The organism is Streptomyces sp. NPDC085866 (assembly GCF_044541035.1).
Classification (GTDB): domain Bacteria; phylum Actinomycetota; class Actinomycetes; order Streptomycetales; family Streptomycetaceae; genus Streptomyces.
The window spans coordinates 574,875-600,181 of the sequence record NZ_JBITSQ010000002.1 but is presented as its reverse complement, the minus strand read 5'-3'; the positions used below and the strand labels follow the sequence as shown (position 1 = coordinate 600,181).

The following is a 25,307-nucleotide window of genomic DNA, read 5'->3' as shown; positions in this document are numbered from 1 at the left end:
CGGCGAGGTCGCACCCACAAGGGGCGCGGGGCTGTGTCGATGTGCGGCTCCGCCGCGGGGCGCGACCAGCCACACACGGCCCGCAGTGTCCAAACCGGCCTGAGCCGACGCAGCGCTACGCGCGCTTGTAGACGGGGGGCCGCTTCTCCGCGAAGGCTCGGGCGCCCTCCTTGGCGTCGGCGGTGTCGAAGACGGGCCAGCCACGGGCGAGTTCGGCGGCGAGTCCGTCCGTCTCGGTCATGTCGGCGGTCTCGTACACCGACGCCTTGACGGCCTCCACGGCGAGCGGTCCGCAGGCGTTGACCTGTTCGGCGATCTCCAGCGCCCTGGAGAGTGCGGTGCCGTCGGGGACGACGTGCCCGATCAGCCCGACGGCGGCCGCCTCCGCCGCGCTGTACGGCCGCCCGGTGAGCAGCATCTCCAGGGCGTGGGTGCGCGGGATCTGGCGCTGCAGCCGGACGGTCGAGCCGCCGATCGGGAACAGGCCGCGCCGGACCTCGAACAGGCCGAAGGTCGCGGACTCGCCCGCGACCCGGATGTCGGTGCCCTGGAGGATCTCGGTGCCGCCGGCCACGCAGTACCCCTCGACGGCGGCGATCACCGGTTTGCGGGGGCGGTGGTGGCGCAGCATGGCCTTCCAGTGCAGGTCGGGATCGGCCTTGAGCCGGTCGCGGTAGTGCTGCCCCGCCATGCCGTCCCCGGCAAGCGCCTTGAGGTCCATGCCGGCGCAGAAGGCGCCCCCGGCCCCGGTGAGCACGATCGAGCGGATCGTGTCGTCCTCGTCGGCCTCGACCCAGCCGTCGTACAGACCGACGAGCATGGGAAGCGAGAGCGCGTTCTTCGCTTCGGGCCTGTTGAGCGTGAGCACCAGTGTGGCGCCTTCGCGCTGCACGGTGAGGTGTTCCGTCCCACCCATTGCCCATCTCCCCTCGGTTGGAACGAGAACAGGTTGCAGTAGGCGGGGAGGCACTTCAAGGGAACTTCGCGGGTTTTCTGACAGGCAGTCAGATTTCTTCGCGCGGACCCTTCACAGTTGCCGCGCCCTTTGCTCTGATGACCGGCGAACCGGTGGATCGCCAGGCCGTCGGAGGTCAGGAGGAGCGGTGGAGTACAACCTTGCCGATCTGTTCGAGTCGGTCGTCGACGTGGTACCGGACCGCGAGGCTCTCGTGTACCTCGACCACCCCGGCACCGGCGCGGAACGCCGCCTGACCTACGCGGAGCTGGACGCGGCCGCCAACCGCATCGCCCACCACCTGATCGCCGGCGGGATACGCCCCGGGGAGCATCTGGGCCTCCACCTCTACAACGGCGTCGAGTACCTGCAGACGGTCCTCGCCTGCATGAAGGCCCGGGTCGTCCCGGTCAACGTCAACTACCGCTACGTCGAGGAGGAGTTGGTCTACCTCTACCGGGACGCGGACCTGGTCGCGCTGGCCTTCGACGGGGAGTTCGACGACCGGGTGGCAGCGGCACTGCCACGGGCGCCGAAGCTGCGGCACCTGCTGCGGGTGGGCGATTCGTCCTCGCCGGTGCCCGGCGCCGTCCCGTTCACCGAGGCGGAGGCGTCCGGTTCGCCCGAGCGGGGCTTTCCCGTCAGGTCGGGCGACGACCAGTTCATCATCTACACCGGCGGCACGACCGGCATGCCCAAGGGGGTGATGTGGCGCCAGGAGGACCTGTTCTTCGCGGGTCTGGGTGGCGGTGCGCCGACGGGCGAGCCGGTGAAGAGCCCGGAGGAGCTGGCCGAGCGGGTCGCCGCCGGCGGGTCGGGGATCACCTTCTTCCCGACTCCCCCGCTGATGCACGGCACGTCCACCCTCACCGCTTTCATCGGCTTCAACTTCGGCCAACGGGTCGTCCTGCACCGCAAGTTCGTGCCGGAGGAGGTGCTGCGGACCGTCGAGAGGGAGAAGGTCACCAGCATGTCGCTGGTCGGGGACGCGATGCTCCGGCCGCTGATCGACGCGCTCGGCGGACCGATGAAGGGCACGGACTGCTCGGCGCTGTTCAGCGTCTCCTCGTCGGGCGCGATCATGTCGGAGACCGTGCGCCGGCAGTTCCGGGAACTGGTCCCGAACGCCCTGCTGCTGAACAACTTCGGCTCCTCCGAGTCCGGCTTCAACGGTACGGCGACGGAGGACTCGGGACCCGAGCGGGGTTTCCGCATCCGGGTCAACTCGCGTACGCAGGTGGTGGATCCGGCGACGCACGAGCCGGTCGCCGTCGGCGAGATCGGCCGGGTCGCACAGTGCGGCCATGTACCGCTCGGCTACTACAACGACACGCGCAAGACCGCCGAGACGTTCTTCGAGAAGGACGGGAGGCGCTGGGTACTGCTCGGTGACATGGCGACGGTGGACGAGGAGGGCGTGGTCACCGTCCTCGGCCGGGGCTCGCAGTGCATCAACACCGGGGGCGAGAAGGTGTACCCGGAGGAGGTCGAGCAGGCCCTCAAGGCCCATCCGGACGTGTACGACGCGCTGGTCGCCGGGGTGCCGGACGCCACGTGGGGCAACCATGTGGCGGCCGTGGTGCAACTGCGCGAGGGAGCCCGGCACCCCTCGCTGACCGACATCCAGGACCACTGCCGCACCCGGCTGGCCGGCTACAAGATCCCGCGCCAGCTGGTGATCACGGACTCCATCCGGCGGTCGCCGAGCGGCAAGGCGGACTACCGATGGGCGCGGGAGGTGGCGGTGGCCGCGAACCACTAGGCCGTCTCTTTCAGATCATGGGTTCGTTGATCCGGGTGTGCCGTCAACTGACGCGCAGTGGGCGCGGATCGAGCCGTTGCTACCGGACCGGACTCCGACGCGTGGTGGGCGGTGGCGAGATCACCGGCAGGTGATCGACGCGATCGCATGGAAGTTCCAGACCGGCTCGCAGTGGGTGCATCTGCCGCCCGAGTACGGCTCCTGGAAGGGCGTCTGCACGCGACTTCGGAACTGGGCCATCGACGGCACCTGGAAGCGGGTGTTCTCGACCCTGCTCGCCCAGGCCGACGCGGAAGGCGACCTGGACTGGATCGTCGCGGTGGACTCCACCATCGTCCGCGCCCACCAGCACGCCGCCGGGGCCCGAAAAAAGGGGCCCCGGCCGACGAACCGGTTGACCATGCCATCGGCCGCTCCCGCGGCGGACTGACCACGAAGATCCACCTGGCTGCAGACAGCCGGTGCCGGCCCCTGTGCTTTCACCTCACGCCCGGCCAGGCAGGAGACGCGCCCGCGTTCGACCAGGTCATGGCCAGCATTCGGGTGCCACGCCGAGTCGGCCGACCCAGGACCCGGCCCAACGTCGTGTTGGCGGACAAGGCCTATTCGTCCCGGGCCATCCGCGACCACCTTCGCCGACGCCGTATACGCGCCGTCATCCCCGAACCTGCTGACCAGATCGCCAACCGCAAACGCAAGGGACGCAACGGTGGCCGACCACCCGGCTTTGACCGCGACGCCTACAAGCGGCGCAACACCGTCGAGCGGTGCATCAACCGGCTCAAACAGTGGCGTGGCCTGGCCACCCGCTACGAGAAGACCGCCACGGTCTTCCGCGCCGCGCTGCACATCGCAGGAATCTTCCTCTGGTCCGCACGATGACGCCGGGCCTCATCCCCAGCCGGGCGGCAGCAGGTCCCAGGAATCACGCCCCAGCCACTCGCCGAAAGTCACCGGCCGTGCGCCGCCAGAGTGGTCGAGGGACAGCGGGACGATCAGATCGCAGGTGGCTCGTCCATCCCACCACAGGGTGCCAGTGAGAGGGCCCGTGATCACCAGCAACGTGGCAAATCCACAGCCATGCTCCTTCGCGACCACGGACCCCGCCGTCTTCCGCTCGTCGAACTCCCAGCACTCGGCGTTCCAGGCACTCATGGCCTCCGAGAACGCGTCCTCGTTCGGGTAGTTTTCAGCCTGAGGCAGACGCAGATAAAGCTCGTCATCGGCGTCCTCGTAGGACTCGGGATGGGGGAAAGGCAGGGACAGCAGGTCGCGCCGCCTCGTGCTGTTACCTGCCCACCACCAGCCGTTTTCCGTCTTCTCAAGCTGGGCCACAGCCCCACCAGCACTCACCCGCAACAAGTAGCGACGGTACTCGTGAGGGAAACCGACTCCGAGCTGGGCTTCAGCTTCGGCTACCTCAGCCTCGGTCAGTGGCCGTGGCGCGGCGGGGAGATTCATGAGGTCAGAGGCTAGGCGAAGGACTTCCCACACCGCAGCGGGGTTTCACTGCGAGGTGATCTAAAAGCCGCGACCCAGGGCCTTTCGTCACATTCCCGTCATTGCCAGACGTAGCGGGGCAGACGGGAATACGACAACAGGCCCCAGGGCTTGGTGTCCCCCCGTTGCCGTGCTCCCGGGGCCGCGTACTGTGTGCGCCACGGTCGAACGGACGGTGACGGTCGGCCGTACGGGTGATGACGGGTCGGCCTCCTGGTTCCGGCCCGTCGCAGCCAGGACCGGGCCACGCACGGAAGGACCTTCGGGTGTCGCACCTCATGCCTCGTCAACTGCCCGACCCCGGGGCGGAGTCGGACACCGATGACGAGGGGAGCGGGGAGGACGGCCGGCGGGACCCCTCGGCGCGCGCCCGCCCCGGCCGGTTCGGTCGGCGCCTGCGCCACCCACGGGTCGCGCGGGCTGTGCGCGTGGGGACGACGGTCCTCGCGGCCGTCCTCGTGCTGGGCGCGCTGCTGTTGCCGAACCGGCTCGACGGGCTGACCTTCGTCACGTTCTTGCGCATCCCCGCGGAGGGGATCCTGCTGGCCGGCCTGCTCCTGGTGCTGCCGCACCGGAGCCGACGGGCCGCGGCGGTGGTCACGGGCCTGCTGCTCGGTCTGCTGACCATCCTCAAGTGCGTCGACATGGGCTTCTACTCGGTGCTGGTGCGGCCGTTCAACCTGGTGATGGACTGGGGCCTGCTGGGCGACGCGGCGGACTTCCTGCGGGAGTCCCTCGGCCGGACCGGCCAGTTGTTCGCCGTTGCCGGCGCTCTGCTCCTCGCCGGCGCGGTCCTCCTCCTGACCACGCTCGCCACGGTCCGGCTGACCGGTCTGATGGTCCGGCACCGCCAGGTGGCCACCCGCAGCACCCTCGTGCTGGGCACCGCGTGGATCACCTGCGTCACGCTCGGCCTGCAGATCGGTGATGTGCCGATCGCCTCCAAGATCAACGCCGTCATCGTGGGAAACCGGGTCGAACAGGTGCGCGCGAGCCTCCAGGATGCCCGGGTCTTCCGCGAGGAGGCCGCCGTGGACGCCTTCGCCGGCGCACCGCGCGACCAGTTGCTGACCGGCCTGCGCGGCAAGGACGTCCTGTTCACCTTCATCGAGAGCTACGGCCGTACGGCGATCGAGGACCCGGCGATGGCGCCGCGGATCGGTACCGTCCTGAAGGAGGGCACGGCCTCCCTGAAGGCGGCGGGATTCGAGTCCCGCAGCGGCTGGCTCCGGTCCCCGGTGACGGGCGCGGGCAGCTGGCTGTGCCACACGACCTTCCTGTCCGGCCTGTGGGTCAAGAACCAGCAGCGGTACCGGACCGTCACGTCCAGCGACCGGATGACCCTCACCAAGTACTTCCGCGAGACCGGTGCCTGGCGCACGGTCGGCGTCGTGCCGGGTGTGCGGTACGCCTGGCCGGAGGGCAGGTTCTTCGGCCTGGACCACATCTACGACTCCACACACCTCGGCTACCACGGCCCCTACTTCAGCTGGACGCCCGTGCCGGACCAGTTCAGCCTGGAGGCCTTCAACCGGCTGGAGTTCGGCAAGAAGGACCGCGGGCCGCTGATGGCGGAGATCATCCTCGCCTCCAGCCACAACCCGTGGGCGCCCGTCGCCCACATGATCGACTGGAAGGACCTCGGCGACGGCTCGGTCTTCCACCGCATCAAGAAGGAGGGCAAGGACCCGAAGGAGGTCTGGAAGAACCCCGAGAGCGTGCGGACGGAGTACCGGAACGCCATCGAGTACTCGTTGCACAGCCTCGTCGAGTTCGTGCAGCGCTACGGCGACAAGAACACGGTCCTGGTCTTCCTGGGCGACCACCAGCCGGTGCCGACCGTCACCGCGGGCAGCCCCCGCAAGGACGTGCCCGTCACCATCGTCGCCCACGACCCGAAGGTGCTGGACCGTGTCTCCGGCTGGGGCTGGACGGAGGGCCTGAAGCCGGCGGCGGACGCTCCGATCTGGCCCATGAACAAGTTCCGCGACCGCTTCATGCGGGCGTACGGCCCGCAGCAGGGCTGACCCCGTCGAGGAAGGTGAGGGTGCGGCGGACGAAGTGCTCCGGGTCGTCCAGCCACGGGTAGTGGCCGGCGCCGGGCTGGACGCTGACCTCGGCGTTCGGGAAGGCCTCGGCGGTGCGGCGGGCAAGGTCGGGGCGGGGGCCGCCGTCGAGTTCGCCCGCGTACACCAGAACCGGGGCGGTCAGGGCGGCGAGCGCGGCCCGGGTGGCGTCCGGGGTGAAGGCTCCGTCGCCGAAGTACCGGTCGCCCGCCTCGTCGTTGGTCTGCTCGTCCGCGGCAGCGTCGTGCGTGCGGACGACGTCGTCCCAGCGGCCGTAGAAGAACGGCATGAAGACCTCGTCGAAGTCCCCCTCACCCGTCAGCCACGCCTCGAACGCGGGAAACGCCTCCGCGAACCACGGCTCACCGGCCCGCAGCCGGGCCGCGGCCAGCCGGTCCTCGGGCGTCGCCGGCATCCCGAGGGCCGAGGGATTCGGGGTGATCAGCACGAGCCGACGTATCCGGTGGGGGTAGCGGGCCGCGTAGAGCATCGCGAGACTGCCGGCCGCGGAGTGAGCCAGCAGATCCATGTGCTCCAGCCCCATGTGGGCCCGCCACACCTCCACGTCGTCCACCAACCGGTCACAGCGGTACGTCGCCGGGTCGCCCGGCACCCCGGAATCCCCGGTACCCCGCAGATCGAGCAGCGCCAGCCGCCGGTGCGCGGCCAGCCCGCCCAGGTCCCCGAGGTAGACGGAGGCACGCATGGGCCCGCCGGGCAGGACGGCAAGGAACTCGCCTTCGCCCCTGAGGTGGTAGGAGAGCTGGGTTCCGTCGGCTGCGCTGAAGGTCGGCATGCCGGTGATCATCCAGGTTCGGGCCGCCGGGCCGCAACGCCGTTGCGCGCTCACAGGGCGATGGGCCGGTAGGCCTGCAGCGCCTCCACGATCCGCTCCGGCGGGGCCTCCCTCAGGTGGGCCGGCGGGTGGAGGAGCAGCTCGGCGGCCCGAGGATGAGCGACGTTGGTCTGCAGCACCGACAGGTAGTAGTCGGTGTCGGGGTTCCCCGATACGCATCCGGCGAGGATCCGGCGGACGATCTCGGTGAGTTCTTCGCGGGTGATGTCCGGGACGCGTGGCCCGGCCGGCCGGGCGGCCTCCGGAGCGAACTCCTCCAGATCACGCGATGCGGACCGGCAGAGGAAGGCCGACGGCTCGTACGCGCACCCGGTCGCCGCGTTGAAGGCGTCGACGGCCCGGCGCCCCGCCTCCGCGTCCTCGCACAGCAGCCTCTCGATCCGGTCGATCTCCTCGCCCGGCTCCGCCGGCCGCTCGGCCGGCACGGGCGGGGGCAGCAGTTCGCGTCGTAGCTCCACGCCCCCATTTTCTGCGCCGTCCCGTCAGGAAATTCGGAGCCGGCCTCTTGCCTGGAGGCGGATGGTCTGAATTTACTGACCCCGGAGGGTCGACCGAATGATCGGTCGTCCGGAATGTACGGCTGACGAGGGAGAAGTCCCGATGGCGGATGCGACGGACCTGCTGGATGCGGGCGAGAAGCTCGGGCCCGAGGAGTTGCGGGCGCTCCAGCTGGAGCGGCTGCGCGCCTCGCTGCGGCACGCCTACGACAACGTGCCCTTCTACCGGGAGTCCTTCGACAAGGCCGGCGTCCGTCCGGAGGACTGCCGCGCGCTGGCCGACCTGGCACACTTCCCCTTCACCACCAAGGCCGACCTCAGGGAGCACTACCCGTACGGCATGTTCGCCGTACCCCGCGAACGTATTCGCCGACTCCATGCCTCCAGCGGCACCACCGGGCTGCCCACGGTGGTCGGCTACACGGAGAACGACCTTTCCATGTGGGCGGACATGGTGGCGCGTTCCATCCGCGCCGCGGGCGGGCGCCCCGGTGACACCGTGCATGTGGCCTACGGCTATGGGCTGTTCACCGGGGGGCTGGGCGCCCACTACGGTGCCGAGCGGCTGGGCTGTACGGTCATCCCGGCGTCCGGCGGTATGACGGCCCGCCAGGTCCAGCTGATCCGGGACCTCGAACCCGGCATCATCATGGTCACCCCGTCGTACATGCTCACGCTGCTGGACGAGTTCGAGCGGCAGGGCGTGGACCCGCGGAGCACCTCGCTGCGGGTGGGCGTCTTCGGCGCCGAGCCCTGGACCGAGCAGATGCGGCGGGAGATCGAGGAGCGGTTCGCGATCGACGCCGTCGACATCTACGGGTTGTCCGAGGTGATCGGTCCGGGGGTCGCCCAGGAGTGCGTGGAGACCAAGGACGGTCTGCACGTGTGGGAGGACCACTTCTATCCGGAGATCGTCGACCCGATCACGGGTGAGGTGCTGCCGGAGGGCGAACAGGGCGAGCTGGTGTTCACCTCGCTCACCAAGGAGGCCATGCCGATCGTCCGGTACCGGACCCGGGACCTGACCCGGCTGCTGCCCGGCACGGCCCGGGTGTTCCGGCGCATGGAGAAGGTCACCGGGCGCAGCGACGACATGGTGATCCTGCGGGGGGTCAACCTGTTCCCGACGCAGATCGAGGAGATCGTGCTGCGCACTCCCGGCGTGGCCCCGCACTTCCAGCTGCGCCTCACCCGCGAGGGCCGCCTCGACTCGCTCACCGTACGCGCCGAGGCCCGCCCGGGCGCCACGCCCGAGGCGCGGGACGCGGCAGCCCTGTCCATCGCCGCGGCCGTGAAGGACGGTGTCGGCGTCTCCGTGGCCGTGGAGATCGTGGAGCCGGAGTCGCTGGAGCGGTCCGTGGGCAAGATCCGCCGGATCGTGGATCTGCGACCGCGCTAGCGGTCACGGCACGGGCCCGGCCGGTACGGCGTTCCCGGGGGGCTTCGGCCCGCCTCGGGCGTCGTCCGGCCGCGGGTCGGATCCTGAACACCTTGCAACTCGGCACCCGTCGCCCGTACTCCATGGACACCGGCGGAAACCGCGCGAAGAAGGAGGCACTCCGCCGCAGGACCACGACCTGGACCCCGGTCATATCGACGTACCTCGAAACGTCGGCGGCGAACCTATACTCCGGATGCATGACCGACACCGTCCCCTCCCCGGATCCGGAGCTGGTCGGCGCGTTGCGGGCGCTGTCCAATCCGATGCGGCTGCAGATGCTGCAGTGGCTGCGCGAGCCCGAGCGGCACTTCCCCATGGAGGCGGCGATCGCCGATCCGGCCGAGGTGGGTGTGTGCGTGAGCCACATCCAGGCGAAGGCGGGACTGGCCCAGTCCACCGTGTCGGCCTACATGGCCGAACTCCAGCGTGCCGGTCTGGTGCGGGCGACCCGCGTCGGCAAGTGGACCCACTACAAGCGGGACGAGCAGCGCATCGCGCACCTCGTCGCGGAACTGGGCCAGACGCTCTAGCCGTCCCTGCTCCACGCGCATGATCTCCCCTTGCACTACATATCGAAATTCTGCGATATTTCGATCGAATGATGATCCAATCCACGAGGGAGCGCACGATGACCGGCGACATGTCTCCGGGGCTCGGCCCGTTCGGGATCTACACCTTCGACTTCGAGTACCAACCCGCCGCGCTGATCCGTGACTCGGTCCAGGAACTGGAGGAACTGGGCTGGCGGGCGCTGTGGATCCCCGAACTCCTCGGGCGGGACGCGTTCAGCCACGCCGGCTATCTGCTCTCCTGCACCGAGCGGCTGAGTGTCGTCAACGGCATCGCCCGCATCTGGTCACGCGAGGCACGGTGGACCTACGGCGCCGCTGCGCTGCTCGCGGACGCCTACCCGGACCGGCACGTCCTCGGTCTCGGCTTCGGCGGTCAGCCGCGCCCGGGGGTCAAGCCGCTCGCCGCCATGTCCGCGTACCTGGACGAGCTGGACGCCCTGGAGGCGGAGACGCCCAACCCCCGCCCCGAGGCCCCGATGCGGCGCCTGCTGGCCGCGTACGGCCCCCGGATGCTGGAGCTGGCCCGCGAGCGCGCGGACGGGGCCCAGACCTACCACGTGAACACGGCCCACACCGCCCGGGCCAGGGAGCTCCTCGGCCCGGACGCCTTCCTGGCCGTCGAGCACGCGGTGCTCTTCGAGACCGACCCCGACCGGGCCCGGACCCTCGCGCGCGAGCACCTGCACGGCTACCTCAACACCCCGTACAACCTGGCGAAGTTCCGCAGGCTCGGCTTCACGGACGACGACTTCTCCGCCGGCGGCAGCGACCGCCTCGTGGACGACCTGGTGTTCTGGGGCGACCCGGACACCGTCGTACGGAAGCTGCGGGGCCACACCGAGGCGGGCGCCGACCACGTCACCGTGCAGGTGATCGGCATCGCGCCGGGCACCTCGGCGCTGCCGCAGTGGCGCCTGCTCACCGAGGCCCTGCCGCCTGGAGGGTTCAGTCGGACAGGTGCGGCATGATGACGGAAACACCCGGGGCCCAGCCCCACGCCAGTGAAGGGTTCGCCCCGTGAGCAACATCCAGCCCCCCGAAGGATCCGGCGGGGGACCGGAGGACCACTCCTCCATATCCGACGAGCAGTGGGCGGCGTTCCTGCGGGACGCTGCCGAAGGCGACGGCGCCGCCGCGCCGAAGGAGCCGTCGGCACGGGCCAGGAGGGTGAACCGACCGTTCCGGAACGTACTCGAGGCAGAGCGCAAGGGCCGGAGCCCGAAGGGGCGTGCGTTCCGCGACAGGGCGGGTGCGGTGATCCCGTGGATGGCCGTGGCGGCCGTCGTGCTCGTGGGCGCCTACCAGCAGGGTCTGTTGTCGTGGGACAGAACGCCCGCGTCGGGGCCGGACAAGGCCGTCGCACTGCCGGGAGGCGGGACCTCCGACGGCGATCGGTGCGGAACCAAGGGCTACCACCACTTCCCGCTCCCCGCAGCCGCCTCCGCACCCGCGCCTCAGGCCTCCTCACGCCCCGGCCCGCAGCTCGCACTCGGCTCCTACGGCTATGCGCAGTCCGGCCGCGAGGCAGACAGCTTCCACATCGGGCTGCTCTTCGCTCAAGGCCCGAAGGGATCCCTCAAGGTTTCCCGGACTCTGGGCGGGGAGGGAGTCGCGGTGGAGATCGAGGGACCGGACGGACTGGTCGCCGGCGCGCACGGCCTCCCTGTCAACTGGGACTCCCCCGGGAAGACCGGCCGCGGGGACAAGACTCGCATCGACCTGACCGGCGGCGGCAGCGGCGAGATCACACTGCCGCTACGGGCCCTGTGCCCCGGCTACGACGGCGACGCGGTGTGGAAGGGGCTCCAGCCGCCGATCGACTCCTCGAACACCATGACCGGGCAGCCGGCCTACACCCTGACCGTGTCCGTCCGCGATCCGGGCATCGGAGAACTGCGGAAGTCGATCGGCGTTCCGGTCGGCGGCAACCTGCTCAGCACGAACAACCTCGTGCCCGACGGCCCCTGAGCACGTGTCAGCGACCACTCGGTGAGGCGCTGTCGCCGTCGTCGACGAACCGGTCCCGCAGCTCCCTCTTGAGGATCTTCCCGCTGGCGTTGCGCGGCAGTCGGTCCACGAACAGGATCCGCTTGGGTGCCTTGAAGGAGGGGAGCCTCTCCCGTACGTGCGCGATGAGCTGAGTCTCCGTCACCTCGCCGCGTGGGACGACGACCGCTGTGACGGCTTCGATCCACCGCTCGTCGGGCAGGCCGATCACGGCGGTCTCGGCGACGGAGCCGTGGGTGTAGAGGGCGTCCTCGACCTGGCGTGAAGCCACCAGCACGCCACCGGAGTTGATGACGTCCTTCACCCGGTCGACGATGGTGAAGTAGCCGTCCGGGTCGCGCACCGCGAGGTCGCCCGAGTGGAACCAGCCGTCACGGAAGGCCTCGGCGGTCTCCTCGGGCTTGTCCCAGTAGCCCTCGCACAACTGCGGTGAGCGGTAGACGATTTCGCCGGGGGTACCGTCGGGGACGTCCTCACCCTTGTCGTCCACGACACGTGCGTCCACGAACAGGACGGTCCGGCCGCAGGAGTCCAGCCGGCCCTCGTGCTCGTCGGGCCCGAGCACCGTGGCCAGGGGGCCGATCTCGCTCTGTCCGAAGCAGTTGAAGAAGGCCAGCCCGGGCAGGTGTTCGCGGAGTCGCCGGAGCACCGGCACGGGCATGATCGACGCGCCGTAGTAGGCCTTGCGCAGGCCGCTCAGGTCCCGGGTGGTGAAGTCGGGCCGGTCGGCGAGGCCGATCCAGACGGTGGGCGGCGCGAACAGGCTGTCCACCCGGCCCGCCTCGATCAGGTCGAGGAGGCGGTCACCGTCGGGCGCGTCCAGGATGACGTTGGTCGCGCCGACCGCGAGGTAGGGCAGCAGGAACACGTGCATCTGCGCCGAGTGGTAGAGCGGCAGCGCGTGCACGGGCCGGTCGCCGGCGCTCAGGTCGAGGGCCGTGATCGCACTCAGGTACTCGTGGACCAGTGCCCGGTGGGTCATCATCGCCCCCTTGGGCAGGGCGGTGGTACCGGAGGTGTACAGCAGCTGCACCAGGTCCTCGGTGCGTGGTTCGGGCCCGTCGTACGGGGATGCCTCGGCCAGCCGGGCGAGGAAGGAGTCGTCCGAGTTCCTCAGGGGCAACACCCGTACGCCGTCGGGTAGTCGACCGGCGATGTCCGGATCGGCGAGCACCAGCGTGCTGTCCGACTGCCCGACGATGTACGCCAGGTCGGCGCCGGTCAGGTTCTGGTTGACCGGCACGTGGACCAGTCCCGCGCGGGCGCAGGCGAGGAAGGCGATCAGGTAGGCGTCGGAGTTGTGGCCGTAGGCGCCCACCCGGTCGCCGGGGGCGAGCCCCTGGGCGCGGAGGAGGCCCGCCGCACGGGAGACGGCGGTGTCGAGTTCCTCGTACGTCCAGGTGCGTTCGCCGTACTCCAGCGCCACCCGCGCCGGGGTGCGCCGGGCGCTGCGCCGCAGCACCCCGTCGACCGTGCTGCCGTGTCCCTGCGTCATGACAGCCGATCCTCGGCCCACCGGAGGCGCAGGTCAAGAACCTCACACCAGCCGGGTACGGCCCTCCCAGAACGGGTCCCGCAGACGCCGCTTGTACAGCTTGCCGTTGGGGTCGCGGGGCATCTCGGTGATGAAGTCGACGCTCCTGGGCCGCTTGTAGCCGGCGAGCCGCTCCGCGCAGTGGTCGAGGAGGGCGGCGGCCAGGGCCGGGCCCGGCTCGTGCCCGGGGGCGGGTTCCACGACGGCCTTGACCTCCTCGCCCCAGTCGTCGTGCGGGATGCCGAAGGCGGCGGCGTCGGCGACGGCGGGGTGGGCGAGCAGCGCGGACTCGATCTCGGCCGGGTAGATGTTGACCCCGCCGGAGATGATCATGTCGATCTTGCGGTCGCGGAGGTAGAGATAGCCGTCCTCGTCCAGGTAGCCGAGGTCGCCGACGGTGAAGAAGTCGCCGATGCGGTTCTTGCGGGTCTTGGCCTCGTCCTTGTGGTACGCGAACCCGCCGGTGGTCATCTTCATGTAGACGGTGCCCAGTTGGCCGGGCGGGAGCCGGTTGCCGTCGTCGTCGAAGACGGCGAGTTCGCTGATGGGCCAGGCCTTGCCGACCGTTCCGGGTTTCTTCAGCCAGTCCTCGGCGGTGGCGAAGGCTCCGCCGCCCTCGCTGGCCGCGTAGTACTCCTCCACGCAGTGCCCCCACCAGTCGATCATGGCCCGCTTCACATGGTCCGGGCAGGGGGCGGCGCCGTGTATGGCGTGTCGCATGGACGAGACGTCGTACCGGCCCTTCACCTCGTCCGGCAGGGCCAGGAGGCGGTGGAACTGGGTGGGGACCATATGGGTGTGGGTGCACTTGTGGGTGTCGATGAGGCGGAGCATCTCCTCCGGGGTCCACTTGTCCATGAGCACCAGGCGGTGGCCGATGTGCAGGGACGCGCCCGCGAACTGGAGGACGGCCGTGTGGTAGAGCGGCGAGCAGACGAGGTGGACGTTGCCTTCGAAGGGCCTGATGCCGAAGATGCCGAGGAAACCGCCGAGGTAGGCCTCCTCGGGGGGCTTGCCGGGCAGCGGGCGGCGGATGCCGCGGGGGCGTCCGGTGGTACCGGACGTGTAGTTCATGACCCAGCCGAGGGTGCGGTCCAAGGGCGCCGACCCGGGCTGTCCGTCCAGAAGTTCGGCGTACGGCCGGAAGCCCTCGACCGTGCCGACCGCGTAGCGGTGGGTGGCCGGCAGGCCGGCCTCGTCGGCGGCGTGGCGGGCCGGTGCGGCGAAGCGCTCGTGGGCGATGAGCACCTTGGCGCCGGAGTCGGCGACGATCCAGGCGATCTCGGGTCCGACCAGGTGGTGGTTGACCGGGACGAGGTAGAACCCGGCCTGGCTGGCGGCCAGGTAGGCGGTGAAGAACTCGACGCCGTTGGGCAGGACGACGGCGAAGGCGTCGCCGCGTTCGAGGCCCGCCGCGCGCAGCCCGTGGACGAGCCGGTTCGCGGCGGCGTGCAGGCGTCCGGCGGTCCACTGCTCGCCGTCGGGGGCGATCAGGACCGAGCGGTCGGGGTTCTGGGCCGCCTGGGCCCAGAACCCGGTGGGGGATGTGCTCACGACTGGCCGCTCCTTCCGGCGATGCGGTTGATGCGGTCGACGGCCTGCTCGAAGCCGCGGGTGAGGTCGTCGAAGACGGCCTGGACGCTGCGTTCGCTGGTCATCCTGCCGACGATCTGACCGACGGGCGTGCCGAGCAGCGGCTCGACCTCGTACTTCTGGATCCGGGAGACCGCCTCGGCGACCAGCAGGCCCTGCAACGGCATGGGCAGCGTGCCGGGCCCGGCGGGGTCGTCCCAGGCCTCGGTCCACTCGGTGCGCAGTTGACGGGCGGGCTTCCCGGTCAGGGCGCGGGAGCGGACGGTGTCGCCGGACCCGGCGGCGAGAAGCTTGCGGGTCAGGGCGGGCGAGTGGAGGTCCGCTTCTGTGGTGGTCAGCCATATGGAGCCCAGCCACACGCCCTGGGCGCCGAGGCTCAGGGCGGCCGCCACCTGCTGTCCGCTGCCGATGCCTCCTGCGGCCAGCACGGGCAGCGGATCGACCGCCTCGACCACCTCGGGGGTGAGCACCATGGAGGCGATCTCGCCGGTGTGGCCGCCGGCCTCGTAGCCCTGGGCCACGACGATGTCGATGCCCGCTTCCTGGTGCTTGCGGGCGTGCCGGGCGCTGCCCGCGAGCGCGGCGACCAGGACGTCCTGGTGGTGGGCGCGGGCGACGACGTCGGCGGGCGGGGAGCCGAGGGCGTTGGCGAGCAGCCGGATCGGGTAGTCGAAGGCGACGTCGAGCTGGGTGCGGGCGACCTGTTCCATCCACCCGGTGATGCGCCACCCGGACGCCTCGCCCTCGGCCAGCTCCGGCACCCCGTGCTTGGCCAGGGTGTCCCGCACGAACTGCCGGTGCGCCTCGGGGATCATCGCCTCGACGTCCGCCTCGGTCAGTGTTCGATTATTCGGGGCTTCCACCTTCTTCGCGGGCATCACGACGTCCAGCCCGTACGGCCTGCCGTCGACGTGCGCCTCGATCCAGTCGAGGTCCCGTTTGAGGTCGTCGGGGGCGGTGTAGCGGACCGCGCCGAGCACGCCGAAGCCGCCGGCCCGGCTGATGGCCGCGGCGACGGCGGGGAACGGCGTGAAGCCGAAGACGGCGTGCTCGACTCCGAGTTTCCTGCTCAGCTCCGTCTGCATGGGCGCAGGATGCCGCAGTCCCCCGGACGACGGAAGAGGTTTTCTGATGCTCCGTCAGATACTCGGCAGATTTTGCTCCTCCGGACTCATGTTCACCCCGGCCGACGCGCACGCCTCATTGACACGTCCCGCACCCGACAGGACAGTTTCACGATGACCGATGAGCCGGCCACCAGACTCACCCGCCGTCAACTGGGCGCCCTGACCCTGGGCGGTGCCCTCGCTCTCGCCGGCCTCCCGGCCGGCCCGGCCGAGGCCGCGTCCGCCACCGGCCACCGCACCCTGCGGCACGGCTCCCCGGAACAGGCCGGACTGCTGGCCGCTCACCTGCGCCGGCTCGTCACCGACGCGGAGACGTTCCTCGGCCCCTCCCCCAAGCACCCCTGGTACGCGGGCGCCGTCCTGCTCGCCGGACGCGGCGCGACCGTGGCGCTGCACCAGCCGATCGGCATGGCGGTGCGCTATGCGGGATACGACGACAAGACCGACACCGGGATCGAGTTCCCGGCCGACCAGCAGATCCCGATGTCCGAGGACACCGTCTTCGACCTCGCCTCGGTGTCCAAGCTCTTCACCTCACTGCTCGCCGTGCAACAGCTGGAGCGTGGGACTCTGGAGCTGGAGGCGACCGTCGCCTCGTACCTCCCGGACTTCGGCCAGGCCGGCAAGCAGGACATCACGATCCGTCAACTCCTCACCCACACCTCGGGTTTCCGTGCCTGGCTCCCGCTCTACAACGCGCCGACGCACGAGGAGAAGCTCCGTCTCATCTGGAACGAGGCGCCGCTCAACCCGCCGGGCACGGTCTACCTCTACTCGGACCTCAACCTGGTCTCCCTGCAGCTCGTCCTGGAGAAGATCACCGGCCGCGCCCTCGACGTCCTCCTGCACGACGACATCACCGCTCCACTCGGCCTGGACCGCACCCGCTACAACCCGCCCGCGTCCTGGAAACCGACGATCGCCGCCACCGAGATCGCCCGCCCGCCCTGGTCGGGGCTGGACCGCGGGCTGGTGTGGGGCGAGGTGCACGACGAGAACGCGTACAGCCTCGGCGGAGTGGCGGGCCACGCCGGGGTGTTCTCCTGCGCCTGGGACCTCGCGGTCCTCGGCCGCACGCTGCTCGACCGCGGCACCTACGGCCGTACCCGCATCCTGGAGCCGGAGTCGGTGGACCTGATGTTCACGAACTTCAACACCGCCTTCCCCGGCCACGACCACGGTCTCGGCTTCGAGCTCTACCAGCACTGGTACATGGGAGCGATGGCCACCCCGCACACCGCGGGCCACACCGGCTTCACCGGCACCTCGCTCGTACTCGACCCGACCACCGACTCCTTCCTCGTGGTGCTGGGAAACTCCGTTCATCCGGTGCGTACTTGGCGGTCGGGGTCCGCTCCCCGGGTCGCCGCGGGCACCCGTCTGGCCCGCGCCGTACCGGTCCGCCCGGCCCGTGGCCGTACCGCCTGGTTCTCCGGAACGGCCGACGCCACGACGGCGACCCTGACCCTGCCCGCGGTCGACACCTCGCCCGGTGACGCCCGGCTGTGCTGCGCCCTGTGGTGGGACATCGAGCCCGCCTCGGACCTCCTCGCCCTGGAGGCCACCACGGACGGGGGCGCCACCTGGCAGCCGGTGCCGTTCACCACCATGAGTCACGGCGAGGAACCGCAGGAACACCCCGCGGGGTCGGTGACCGGCTGGTCCGGGCGCGTCTGGCACCGGCTGACCGCCGACCTGCCGGCCGCCCGGGAACTGGCCGTGCGCTGGCGGTACACCACGGACCGGCTGTACGTCGGCCGCGGCGCCTATGTGGACGCGTCGCGCGTCGAGGCCGACGGCGAGGTCGTCTTCGACGAGACGCGGCCGGCCGACGCCGCACGGATCGAGGCGGTGGGGTGGACGGCTGAGGCCGACTGACGCCCACCGCCGGGGCGGTCACCGGTCGGCCGGACCGGCAGGGCGCAGGAACAAGTGCGCGCTACCCCTCCAGCACCGCCATCGCCGCGTTGTGCCCCGGCACGCCGCTCACCCCTCCCCCGCGCACCGCGGCCGCGCCGCACAGCAGGATGTTGGCGTGCCGGGTCTCGACGCCCCAACGGCCGGTGTCCTCCTGGGCGTAGGGCCAGGACAGGGCGCGGTGGAAGATGTTGCCGCCGGGCAGGCGCAGGTCGCGTTCGAGGTCCAGCGGGGTCTTCGCCTCGATGCAGGGGCGGCCGTCGGCGTCCGTGGCGAGGCAGTCGGTGAGGGGTTCGGCGAGGTGGGCGTCGAGCTGGGCGAGGGTGGACTTCAGCAGTTCCTCACGTACGGCGTCGTTGTCCCGGGCGAAGAGCCGGGCGGGGGTGTGCAGTCCGAACAGGGTCAGTGTCTGGTAGCCGCGCTCGGCGAGGTCGGTCCCGAGGATGGAGGGGTCGGTCAGGGAGTGGCAGTAGATCTCCGAGGGCGGCGCGGCGGGGAGTTCACCGGCGGCGGCCTGGGCGTGGGCGGCGGCCAGCTGCTCGTAGCCCTCGGCGATGTGGAAGGTGCCGGCGAAGGCCTCGCGGGGGTCGACGGAGGGGTCGCGGAGCTTGGGAAGCCGCGTGAGCAGCATGTTCACCTTGAGCTGCGCGCCCTCGGCGGGCTCGGGTGCGGAGTCCCCCGTCAGGGCGGCCAGTTCCTGCGGGGAGGCGTTGACCAGGACGTGCCGTGCGGCGGCGACGCCCTCGCCGTCGGCCGTACGGTAGGTGACCTCGGCGGTGTGGGCGTCGGTCTCGATGCGGACCGCCTCGTGTCCGGTCACGAGTTCGGCGCCCGCCTCCCGCGCGGCGGTGGCCAGGGCGTCGGTGAGGGCGCCCATGCCGCCGACGGGCACGTCCCAGGCTCCGGTGCCGCCGCCGATGACGTGGTAGAGGAAGCAGCGGTTCTGGGCCAGGGAGGAGTCGTGGGCGTCGGCGAAGGTACCGATCAGCGCGTCGGTGAGGACGACGCCCCGGACCAGGTCGTCGGTGAAGTTCTCCTCGACGGCGACGCCGATCGGCTCCTCGAACAGGGCTCGCCAGGCGGTGTCGTCGTCGATGCGGCGGCGCAGCTCGTCGCGAGTGGGCAGGGGCTCGGTGAGGGTCGGGAAGACGCGCTGGGCGACCTGGCCGGTCATGCCGTAGAAGCGCTGCCAGGCGTCGTACTCGCGCTCGCCGCCGGTCAGCCGGGCGAAGGCCTCCCGGGTGCGCCGCTCCCCGCCGCCGACGAGGAGTCCGGTGGGCCGGCCGCCACGCTCCACGGGGGTGTACGAGGAGATGGTGCGCCCGCGGACGCGGAAGTCGAGACCGAGATCGCGCACGATCTTCGACGGCAGCAGGCTGACCAGGTAGGAGTAGCGCGACAGGCGGGCGTCCACCCCGGCGAACGGACGGGTGGAGACGGCGGCACCGCCGGTGTGGCCGAGCCGTTCCAGCAGCAGCACGGAGCGGCCGGCCCGGGCCAGGTAGGCGGCGGCGACAAGGCCGTTGTGGCCGCCGCCGATGATGACGGCGTCGTACGTCCGGGTTCCCTCGTTGGCAGGCATGGTTCTTCGTAACACGTGATGATCTACGTCGGCCAGAGGCGTGCCGGACGTGTCGGCGCCCGGGTCAGGGTACGGGCCGGTGTCCGCCGGACGCCCGCTGCCGGCTCAGTACGGCCACTCTGCGGTACAACTCCACGGCCTCGGCACCGCGGCCGAGCTGTTCCAGGCAGTGGGCCTCGTCGTTGCGGCTGGCAAGGGTGTCGGGGTGGTCGGGGCCGAGGACGCGCTCGCGGGCCGTGGCGACCCGCCGGTACTCGGTGAGAGCGTCCGTCCAGCGGCCCAGCCAGCCCAGGGCGACGGCGACCTCGCGCCGGCTGACCAGGGTGTCCGGGTGGTCGGCGCCGAGGACGCGTTCGCGCAGCGCGCACACGTCGCGGGCCTCGACGAGGGCCTCCTCCCAGCGGTCGAGGCGGCCGAGGTTGACGCCCAGGCCGTGGCGGGCGCGCAGGGTCTCGGGGTGGGTGGCGCCCTGGACGCGGGTGCGGTCCTCGACCAGGCCGCGGTAGAGGCGGAGGGCGTCCGCGCTGCGGCCGAGCCGGCCGAGGCTGATGCCGGCCTCGTAGCGGGCGGCGAGGGTGTCCGGGTGGTCGGCGCCGAGGGTGCGGGCGCGGGCGTCGACGACCTCGCCGTAGGTGCGCAGCGCCTCGTCCCAGCGGCCCAACTGACCCAGGGCGTAGGCGACTTCGTAGCGGGTGACCAGGGTGTCGGGGTGATCGGGGCCGAGCACCCGGGCGCGGGCGGCGGCCACGTCGAGCGCCATGCGGTACGAGTCCTCCAGGCGCCCGAGCCGGCTGAGGTTGAAGGCGAGGTTGTGCCTGCAGCGCAGGGTGTCGGGATGGTCGGGGCCCATGACGCGCATCCGGGCGGCCAGGACCGAGGTGTAGCCCTGGTGAGCCTCGAAGTGGCGGCCCAACCGGCCCAGTACGTAGGCCGTTTCCTGGCGGGCGGCCAGCGTGTCGGGGTGCTCGGGGCCGAGGACGCGTGCCCGGGCCGCGACGACGTCGGTGTAGGCGCGCAGCGCGTCGGCGGCCCGGCCGGTGCGACTGAGGGTGAAGGCCGCCTCGTAGCGGCTGGCGAGGGTGTCGGGGTGGTCCGGGCCGAGGAGCGCCGCCCGTTCGGCGGCGACGGTCAGGTGCACGTCGCGTGCCTCGGCCCAGCGGCCGCGCCGGGCCAGTGCGAGGCCTTCATGGTGCCGTGCGGTGAGTGCGGCCACGGCGTCCGGCGCCGGCCGGGAGAGGACGGCGACCCGGGCCCCGGCGGTCCAGGCGCCGCGCAGGGCCGCGCCGGGGTCCGGCGCGGTGGCCCGCAGTCCGGTACCGACCGCCTTGTGGCCGGTGGTCATGCCTCGGGTCCACGCCGGCAGGCGGGCCTCGTGCGCGGCCGTCCCACCGGCGCCCGGCCGTCCTGTCACGACCGTCGGCACGTACGTGGGCGCCGTACGCCCCGCGGCCAGGCGACGCCCCAACTCGCGTGCATCGTACGGACGTTCCTCGGGCTGTTTGGCCAGCAGGTCGAGGACGATCCGTTCGAAGGGGGCGGGCAGTTCGGGGCGGTGGGTGCGGGGCGGGCGGGGCGGGGTGTCGCGGTGGCCGATGAGGATCGCCCAGGCGTCGTCCAGGTCGAACGGCGGTGCCCCGGTGGCGATCTCGTACAGGACGCAGCCCAGCGAGTACAGGTCGCTGCGCTGGTCGACCTCGGTGCCGCCGATCTGTTCCGGGGACATGTAGTGCGGGGTGCCCATCGCGACGCCGGTTCCGGTGAGGCGGGCGGTGAAGCCGATGTCGTGGCCGAGGCGGGCTATGCCGAAGTCGCAGATCTTCACGGTGCCGTCGGTCAGGCGCACGATGTTGGCGGGTTTCAGGTCGCGGTGCACGATGCCCTGTTGATGGGTGTAGGCGAGGGCGGCGGCGACCTGTTCCGCGATGTCGATCACGTCACCCACGGGCAGCGGATGCCCTTTGTTGTCCTCCAGGAGCCGGCTCAGGTCGCGTCCTTCCAGCAGCTCCATGACGAGATAGAGGACGCCGTCGTACTCGCCGAAGTCGTGGATGACGGTCACTCCGCGGTGCGAGAGCGCGGCGGCCACTCTGGCCTCCCGGCGGAACCGCTCCCGCAGGACGCGGGTGAAGGACGGGTCGTGCTGCGGGCCGAGCGGCTTGAGGCACTTCACCGCGACCTGCCGCCCCAGGGACTCGTCGCGAGCCCGCCACACCTCGCCCATCCCGCCCCGCCCGATCAGATCGAGCAGCCGGTACCGGCCCTGAACCAGCCTGTTCTCCCCCATTGCGCGCCGTCGCCCCCGTCGCTGTCCGCCCCGCCCCCTGGGGGACATCGCCACGTGCAGCGACCGCGTACGACGCGGCCCGATCCGTGACACACCCCCCTGCTCGTCCAGTATGGCGGCCTATCGCCCCAGTTTGTACGGTGCCGGTCGGACGTCCGGGCCGAGCCTCGCCATGGCCCGCAGGATGTGTTTGGGCGGCAGCTGCCAGCGCAGACGTGCGGGAACGCACCGCAGCAGGGCGCCCGTGGCCCGCAGCCGGCGGGCCACGACGGCGGGTCGGGGGGCCGGTCTGCCGTACAACTCGTGGGCGTACGGGGGCAGGGAGGCGTACGCCAGCTGCGCCACGCGCCGCCACAGCACCTCGCGCGCCGGGACCAGGAGGGGATGCGTCGGCGGGCGGAGGAGGAAGTCGTCCACCGCGCGTGCCTCGGGTCCCGCGGCCAGTTCCGGCCGCACCTTCTCGAAGTACGCGGCCATCTCGGCCCGGCCGGCCGGTACGGCGTCCGGGTCGAGGCCCACCAGACGTGCGCTGACGCGGTGTTCGTCGATGTACCGGTCGGCCTGGGCGTCGGTGAGCGGGTAACCGGAGCTGCGCAGGACGTGCACATAGGAGTCGATCTCCGCGCAGTGCACCCACAGCAGCAGTTCGGGCTCGTCCACGCCGTACCGCTCCCCCGTGTCCGGGTCGCTCACCTGGAGCATGCGGTGGATCTTCCGCACCCGGGCACCGGCCCGCTCGGCCGCCTCGCTGGTGCCGTAGGTCGTGGTGCCTACGAAGTCGGCGGTGCGCATCAGCCGGCCCCAGGCGTCGCGCCGGAAGTCGGAGTTCTGCATGACGCCGCGCACGGCGCGCGGGTGCAGCGCCTGGAGGTACAGCGCGCGGACGCCGGCGACCCACATCATCGGGTCACCGTGCATCTGCCAGGTCACCGAGGAGGGGCCGAACAGCCCCGGGTCGGCATCGGTCATGGGGTCACCTCCGCCCTGCGACCACGATGCCACGGCCGCGGAGCGGAGCGATACCGCCGGTTACGGACTCTCGACGAACCTCCGGAACGTCCCGGCCCCCGCGCCGGTGAGCGGGGCGCCGTGGGCGAAGCCGACCGCGCGGACGTCTGCCGGCAGTTTCGCGAGGCTATCCGCCCGTAGTCCGGGGTCGGCGGCGAGCGCCGCGTGACCGAGATCGAGGCGACCGCGGTGGAAGACGGCGTCTCCCGTCAGCAGGGTGCGGCTCGGCTCGTGCCACAGCACGATGTGCCCGGGACTGTGCCCCGGAGTGTGGATCACCCGCAGCCCGCCGGACCCGTCGACGAGATCGCCGTCGGCGAGTGTGCCGTCCGCGGTGACCGGCGTCCAGTGCAGCTTCGGCAGCCGGTCCAGGAGCCGCCCGGGCAGCCCCGAGCGCCCCTCGGGCGGGACGCGGCCGGCCTCCAGCCAGGGCCGGTCGGCGGCGTGCACGAGGATGTCCGCGCCGGTGCGGTGCCGCAGGTCAGCGGCGCCCTGGACGTGGTCGGGGTGGGCGTGGGTGATCACGATCCGGCGGATGTCGCCGGGCTTGCCGCCGAGGTCGGCGAGCGCGTCGAGCAGGACGCCGGGGGCGCCGGCCCAGCCGACATCGACGAGGGTGTAGCCGTCGTCTCCGGCGACCAGGAAGGCGTTGTCACGCCGGGTGGTGGCGATCTGTGTGATGCCGGGGGCGAGTTGGTGGTGCATGGAGGTCCTCAGGGCTTGGGTACGGTCCTTGCGGCTTGGGTACGGGTCATCGCTTGGGCACGGGCCTTCCGGCTCGGGCACGGGCCTCATCGCTGGGGCACAGGCCTTCCGGCTCGGGCACGGGCCTCATCGCTGCGGCACAGGCACGTAGCCCTCGCGGGCGAGCTTCGGCAGGATGCCGCCGGCCGCGAGGATGTCCAGGACGAGCGGGGGCAGGGCGCTGCCCCGGAGCCGGGTGCCGGTCGCGGAGTTCTCCACCCACCCCTCGGCGAAGTCCAGCCGTGCCGTGTCGCCGTCGGTGAAGGCCGCGGTGACGCCGGGGACGGTCAGGGCGGGCAGCCCGTGGTTCACGCAGTTGCGCAGGAACAGGGAGTTGAACTCCTCCGCCACCAGCGCGGCCACGCCCAGCTCGCGGAAGAGTGCGGCCACGGGGCGTGAGGAGCCCAGCCCGAAGTTGCGCCCCGCGACGACGAGGTCGCCGGGCCGCACCTGGCCGGTCCAGCCGGGTCGCAGCTCGTAGAAGACGTGCCGGGCGGCCTCGGGCACGGGCAGTTTCATGGCGAAGGCCGGGTACATGGCGTCGGTGGTGACGGAGTCGCCCACGACCCACACCCTGCCGGTGATCAGCGTGTTCATCGGGCGAGTACTCCTCGCGGGTCGGTGACGTGCCCAGCCAGGGCGGAGGCGGCGACGGTGGCCGGGGAGGCCATGTAGATCGACGCCTCCGGACTGCCCATACGGCCGGTGAAGTTACGGGTGGAGGAGGTCAGACAGACCTCCCCGGGCGCGAGCAGGCCCATGTGGTAGCCGAAGCAGGCACCGCAGGTGGAGTTGGTGACGACGGCTCCGGCGTCGGCGAGATCCTGGAGGTACCCGGCACGCAGGGCCTCCCGGTACACCTGTTGCGAGGCCGGAGTCACCAACAGCCGTACGCCGGGAGCCACTTGACGACCTCGGACGACCTCCGCGGCGATCCTCAGATCCTCCAACTGCCCGTTCGCACAGGACCCGATGAAGCACTGGTCGACCTTGCGCCGCTCGACGGCGGAGACCGGGAGCGCGTTGTTGCTGACGGTACCGGGGCGGGCGACGTACGGCTCCAGCGCGGAGAGGTCCACGGTCCGTACGGCGGCGTAGGCCGCGTCCGGATCGGGGTCGGCGGCGGTGTACGACTCCGGGGGCGCGCCTCGGTCGGCGAGGAACTCCCGGGCCGGGTCGTCGATCGGGAAGGTCGAGAAGTCGGCGGAGATCTCGGCGCCCTGGGTGGCGATGGTGCGCCGGTCGTTCATCGGGACCGAGGCGAGGCCAGGGCCGCCGTACTCCAGGTTGTGGTTGGTGGCGTCGCCGTAGGTGCCGGCGATGTGCAGGAAGACGTCCTTTCCGAAGACGGCGGCGGGCTTGGTGCCGGTGAGTTCGTAGCGGATCGTCGGAGCGGCCTGGAACCAGGTCCGGCCGGTGCACAGGATCGCGTACACCTCGGCGGGGCCGAGCCCGCGTGCCGCCGTGTTGTAGGCGCCGGCCGCGCAGGAGTGGGAGTCCGTGCAGGCGAGGATCTCGCCGGGCCGGGCGAGGCCGTTCTCGGCGATGACCTCGTGGCAGATGCCGTGCCGCCCGACGTCGTAGAACTTCTCGATGCCGAAGTCCCGGGCGAAGGCGCGGGCACGGGTGCCGCCGAGGGCGTCGTGGACGTTGGGGGCGGGGACGGCGTGGTCCATGACGACCGCCACCTTGTCCGGGTCGTCGATCCGCAGCGGCCGGACCCAGCCGGTCGCGAACTGCAGGTCGATCATGACGGTCAGGTCGACGTCGCAGACCACGGTGTCGCCCGGCCCGACGCGCTGCAGGCCCGCCTTACGGGCGAGGATCTTCTCGATCATGGTCATGCCCATCGGGCGTGCTCC

At 71.4% G+C, this 25,307-nt stretch carries 21 protein-coding genes; 8 read left to right on the top strand and 13 right to left on the bottom strand.

Annotated elements, in window-relative coordinates:
* Nucleotides 1-115: 115 nt before the first annotated feature.
* Nucleotides 116-916 (bottom strand): crotonase/enoyl-CoA hydratase family protein, encoded by an 801-nt coding sequence (locus ACIF83_RS06095; protein ID WP_393476987.1) that lies wholly within the window; start codon nt 914-916, stop codon nt 116-118.
* A gap of 187 nt (nt 917-1,103) precedes the next feature.
* Here ACIF83_RS06095 and ACIF83_RS06090 point away from each other — a divergent pair, with 187 nt between their 5' ends.
* Together ACIF83_RS06090 and ACIF83_RS06085 are read left to right on the top strand one after the other, a co-directional pair.
* A complete protein-coding gene (locus ACIF83_RS06090) occupies nt 1,104-2,717 on the top strand; it encodes an acyl-CoA synthetase (RefSeq protein WP_393476990.1) in 1,614 nt (537 codons plus the stop codon).
* A 37-nt stretch (nt 2,718-2,754) separates the two neighbouring features.
* Nucleotides 2,755-3,599, top strand: a protein-coding gene (locus ACIF83_RS06085; RefSeq protein ID WP_399723803.1) for an IS5 family transposase whose coding sequence is annotated in 2 segments (ribosomal slippage) — nt 2,755-3,088 and nt 3,088-3,599 — 846 coding nt in all. Because the reading frame shifts where the segments join, the coding sequence is not laid out codon by codon here.
* A 9-nt stretch (nt 3,600-3,608) separates the two neighbouring features.
* Here the strand turns inward: ACIF83_RS06085 and ACIF83_RS06080 are convergent.
* Entirely contained in the window at nt 3,609-4,178 is a 570-nt protein-coding gene (locus ACIF83_RS06080; RefSeq protein WP_399723800.1) for an SMI1/KNR4 family protein, read from the bottom strand.
* Between the two features lie 317 nt (nt 4,179-4,495).
* Here ACIF83_RS06080 and ACIF83_RS06075 point away from each other — a divergent pair, with 317 nt between their 5' ends.
* Nucleotides 4,496-6,244: a sulfatase gene (locus ACIF83_RS06075; protein ID WP_399723797.1), complete on the top strand. Its 1,749-nt coding sequence runs from the start codon at nt 4,496-4,498 to the stop codon at nt 6,242-6,244.
* Here ACIF83_RS06075 and ACIF83_RS06070 read toward each other — a convergent pair.
* Nucleotides 6,213-7,079, bottom strand: coding sequence for an alpha/beta fold hydrolase (locus ACIF83_RS06070; RefSeq protein WP_399723794.1), 867 nt, complete (start codon nt 7,077-7,079; stop codon nt 6,213-6,215). The two genes, ACIF83_RS06075 and ACIF83_RS06070, sit on opposite strands and share 32 nt — an antisense overlap.
* A gap of 50 nt (nt 7,080-7,129) precedes the next feature.
* Entirely contained in the window at nt 7,130-7,597 is a 468-nt protein-coding gene (locus ACIF83_RS06065) for a hypothetical protein (RefSeq protein ID WP_399723791.1), read from the bottom strand.
* Nucleotides 7,598-7,739: 142 nt separating this feature from the next.
* Between ACIF83_RS06065 and paaK the strand changes: the two genes are divergently transcribed.
* The 4 genes from paaK (at nt 7,740) to ACIF83_RS06045 (ending at nt 11,617) form a co-directional block, all read left to right on the top strand.
* Nucleotides 7,740-9,035 (top strand): phenylacetate--CoA ligase PaaK, encoded by a 1,296-nt coding sequence (paaK, locus tag ACIF83_RS06060; RefSeq protein ID WP_393476998.1) that lies wholly within the window; start codon nt 7,740-7,742, stop codon nt 9,033-9,035.
* A gap of 239 nt (nt 9,036-9,274) precedes the next feature.
* The gene (locus ACIF83_RS06055; protein ID WP_389177157.1) at nt 9,275-9,607 is read left to right on the top strand and encodes an ArsR/SmtB family transcription factor; all 333 of its coding nucleotides are present in this window, start codon (nt 9,275-9,277) and stop codon (nt 9,605-9,607) included.
* Nucleotides 9,608-9,705: 98 nt separating this feature from the next.
* Nucleotides 9,706-10,617 carry a TIGR03620 family F420-dependent LLM class oxidoreductase gene (locus tag ACIF83_RS06050; protein ID WP_399723787.1) on the top strand — a complete coding sequence of 304 codons (912 nt, stop codon included), beginning with the start codon at nt 9,706-9,708 and terminating at the stop codon, nt 10,615-10,617.
* A 49-nt stretch (nt 10,618-10,666) separates the two neighbouring features.
* Nucleotides 10,667-11,617 carry a hypothetical protein gene (locus tag ACIF83_RS06045; protein ID WP_393477003.1) on the top strand — a complete coding sequence of 317 codons (951 nt, stop codon included), beginning with the start codon at nt 10,667-10,669 and terminating at the stop codon, nt 11,615-11,617.
* A gap of 7 nt (nt 11,618-11,624) precedes the next feature.
* On the opposite strand, the gene ACIF83_RS06040 is transcribed toward ACIF83_RS06045, so the two are convergent.
* The 3 genes from ACIF83_RS06040 to ACIF83_RS06030 are packed head-to-tail and all read right to left on the bottom strand — an operon-like array spanning nt 11,625 to nt 15,868.
* Entirely contained in the window at nt 11,625-13,151 is a 1,527-nt protein-coding gene (locus tag ACIF83_RS06040; RefSeq protein WP_399723783.1) for an acyl-CoA synthetase, read from the bottom strand.
* Nucleotides 13,152-13,193: 42 nt separating this feature from the next.
* Nucleotides 13,194-14,744, bottom strand: coding sequence for an acyl-CoA synthetase (locus tag ACIF83_RS06035; RefSeq protein WP_399723780.1), 1,551 nt, complete (start codon nt 14,742-14,744; stop codon nt 13,194-13,196).
* Nucleotides 14,741-15,868: an NAD(P)H-dependent flavin oxidoreductase gene (locus ACIF83_RS06030; RefSeq protein WP_399723777.1), complete on the bottom strand. Its 1,128-nt coding sequence runs from the start codon at nt 15,866-15,868 to the stop codon at nt 14,741-14,743. The genes ACIF83_RS06035 and ACIF83_RS06030 overlap by 4 nt, the downstream gene beginning before the upstream one ends.
* A gap of 153 nt (nt 15,869-16,021) precedes the next feature.
* Here ACIF83_RS06030 and ACIF83_RS06025 point away from each other — a divergent pair, with 153 nt between their 5' ends.
* Nucleotides 16,022-17,788, top strand: coding sequence for a serine hydrolase (locus ACIF83_RS06025; RefSeq protein WP_399723774.1), 1,767 nt, complete (start codon nt 16,022-16,024; stop codon nt 17,786-17,788).
* A 61-nt stretch (nt 17,789-17,849) separates the two neighbouring features.
* Here ACIF83_RS06025 and ACIF83_RS06020 read toward each other — a convergent pair whose 3' ends face one another.
* The 6 genes from ACIF83_RS06020 to ACIF83_RS05995 form a co-directional block, all read right to left on the bottom strand.
* The gene (locus ACIF83_RS06020; RefSeq protein WP_399723771.1) at nt 17,850-19,409 is read right to left on the bottom strand and encodes a phytoene desaturase family protein; all 1,560 of its coding nucleotides are present in this window, start codon (nt 19,407-19,409) and stop codon (nt 17,850-17,852) included.
* A gap of 64 nt (nt 19,410-19,473) precedes the next feature.
* Nucleotides 19,474-21,693 carry a tetratricopeptide repeat protein gene (locus ACIF83_RS06015; RefSeq protein ID WP_399723768.1) on the bottom strand — a complete coding sequence of 740 codons (2,220 nt, stop codon included), beginning with the start codon at nt 21,691-21,693 and terminating at the stop codon, nt 19,474-19,476.
* Between the two features lie 120 nt (nt 21,694-21,813).
* A complete protein-coding gene (locus ACIF83_RS06010) occupies nt 21,814-22,662 on the bottom strand; it encodes an oxygenase MpaB family protein (RefSeq protein ID WP_393477023.1) in 849 nt (282 codons plus the stop codon).
* Between the two features lie 60 nt (nt 22,663-22,722).
* The gene (locus ACIF83_RS06005) at nt 22,723-23,406 is read right to left on the bottom strand and encodes an MBL fold metallo-hydrolase (protein WP_399723764.1); all 684 of its coding nucleotides are present in this window, start codon (nt 23,404-23,406) and stop codon (nt 22,723-22,725) included.
* 126 nt (nt 23,407-23,532) lie between these two features.
* On the bottom strand, nt 23,533-24,042 hold the full coding sequence (locus ACIF83_RS06000; protein ID WP_393477028.1) for a 3-isopropylmalate dehydratase: 510 nt from the start codon (nt 24,040-24,042) through the stop codon (nt 23,533-23,535).
* The gene (locus ACIF83_RS05995; protein WP_399723761.1) at nt 24,039-25,295 is read right to left on the bottom strand and encodes an aconitase/3-isopropylmalate dehydratase large subunit family protein; all 1,257 of its coding nucleotides are present in this window, start codon (nt 25,293-25,295) and stop codon (nt 24,039-24,041) included. The genes ACIF83_RS06000 and ACIF83_RS05995 overlap by 4 nt, the downstream gene beginning before the upstream one ends.
* Nucleotides 25,296-25,307 lie beyond the last annotated feature (12 nt).

Coding starts and splice junctions, on each gene's coding strand:
- ACIF83_RS06095 (WP_393476987.1), bottom strand. CDS start 916: ATGGGTGGGACGGAACACCTCACCGTGCAGCGCGAAGGCGCCACACTG.
- ACIF83_RS06080 (WP_399723800.1), bottom strand. CDS start 4,178: ATGAATCTCCCCGCCGCGCCACGGCCACTGACCGAGGCTGAGGTAGCC.
- ACIF83_RS06075 (WP_399723797.1), top strand. CDS start 4,496: ATGCCTCGTCAACTGCCCGACCCCGGGGCGGAGTCGGACACCGATGAC.
- ACIF83_RS06070 (WP_399723794.1), bottom strand. CDS start 7,079: ATGCCGACCTTCAGCGCAGCCGACGGAACCCAGCTCTCCTACCACCTC.
- paaK (WP_393476998.1), top strand. CDS start 7,740: ATGGCGGATGCGACGGACCTGCTGGATGCGGGCGAGAAGCTCGGGCCC.
- ACIF83_RS06055 (WP_389177157.1), top strand. CDS start 9,275: ATGACCGACACCGTCCCCTCCCCGGATCCGGAGCTGGTCGGCGCGTTG.
- ACIF83_RS06050 (WP_399723787.1), top strand. CDS start 9,706: ATGACCGGCGACATGTCTCCGGGGCTCGGCCCGTTCGGGATCTACACC.
- ACIF83_RS06040 (WP_399723783.1), bottom strand. CDS start 13,151: ATGACGCAGGGACACGGCAGCACGGTCGACGGGGTGCTGCGGCGCAGC.
- ACIF83_RS06030 (WP_399723777.1), bottom strand. CDS start 15,868: ATGCAGACGGAGCTGAGCAGGAAACTCGGAGTCGAGCACGCCGTCTTC.
- ACIF83_RS06025 (WP_399723774.1), top strand. CDS start 16,022: ATGACCGATGAGCCGGCCACCAGACTCACCCGCCGTCAACTGGGCGCC.
- ACIF83_RS06020 (WP_399723771.1), bottom strand. CDS start 19,409: ATGCCTGCCAACGAGGGAACCCGGACGTACGACGCCGTCATCATCGGC.
- ACIF83_RS06015 (WP_399723768.1), bottom strand. CDS start 21,693: ATGGGGGAGAACAGGCTGGTTCAGGGCCGGTACCGGCTGCTCGATCTG.
- ACIF83_RS06010 (WP_393477023.1), bottom strand. CDS start 22,662: ATGACCGATGCCGACCCGGGGCTGTTCGGCCCCTCCTCGGTGACCTGG.
- ACIF83_RS06005 (WP_399723764.1), bottom strand. CDS start 23,406: ATGCACCACCAACTCGCCCCCGGCATCACACAGATCGCCACCACCCGG.
- ACIF83_RS06000 (WP_393477028.1), bottom strand. CDS start 24,042: ATGAACACGCTGATCACCGGCAGGGTGTGGGTCGTGGGCGACTCCGTC.
- ACIF83_RS05995 (WP_399723761.1), bottom strand. CDS start 25,295: ATGGGCATGACCATGATCGAGAAGATCCTCGCCCGTAAGGCGGGCCTG.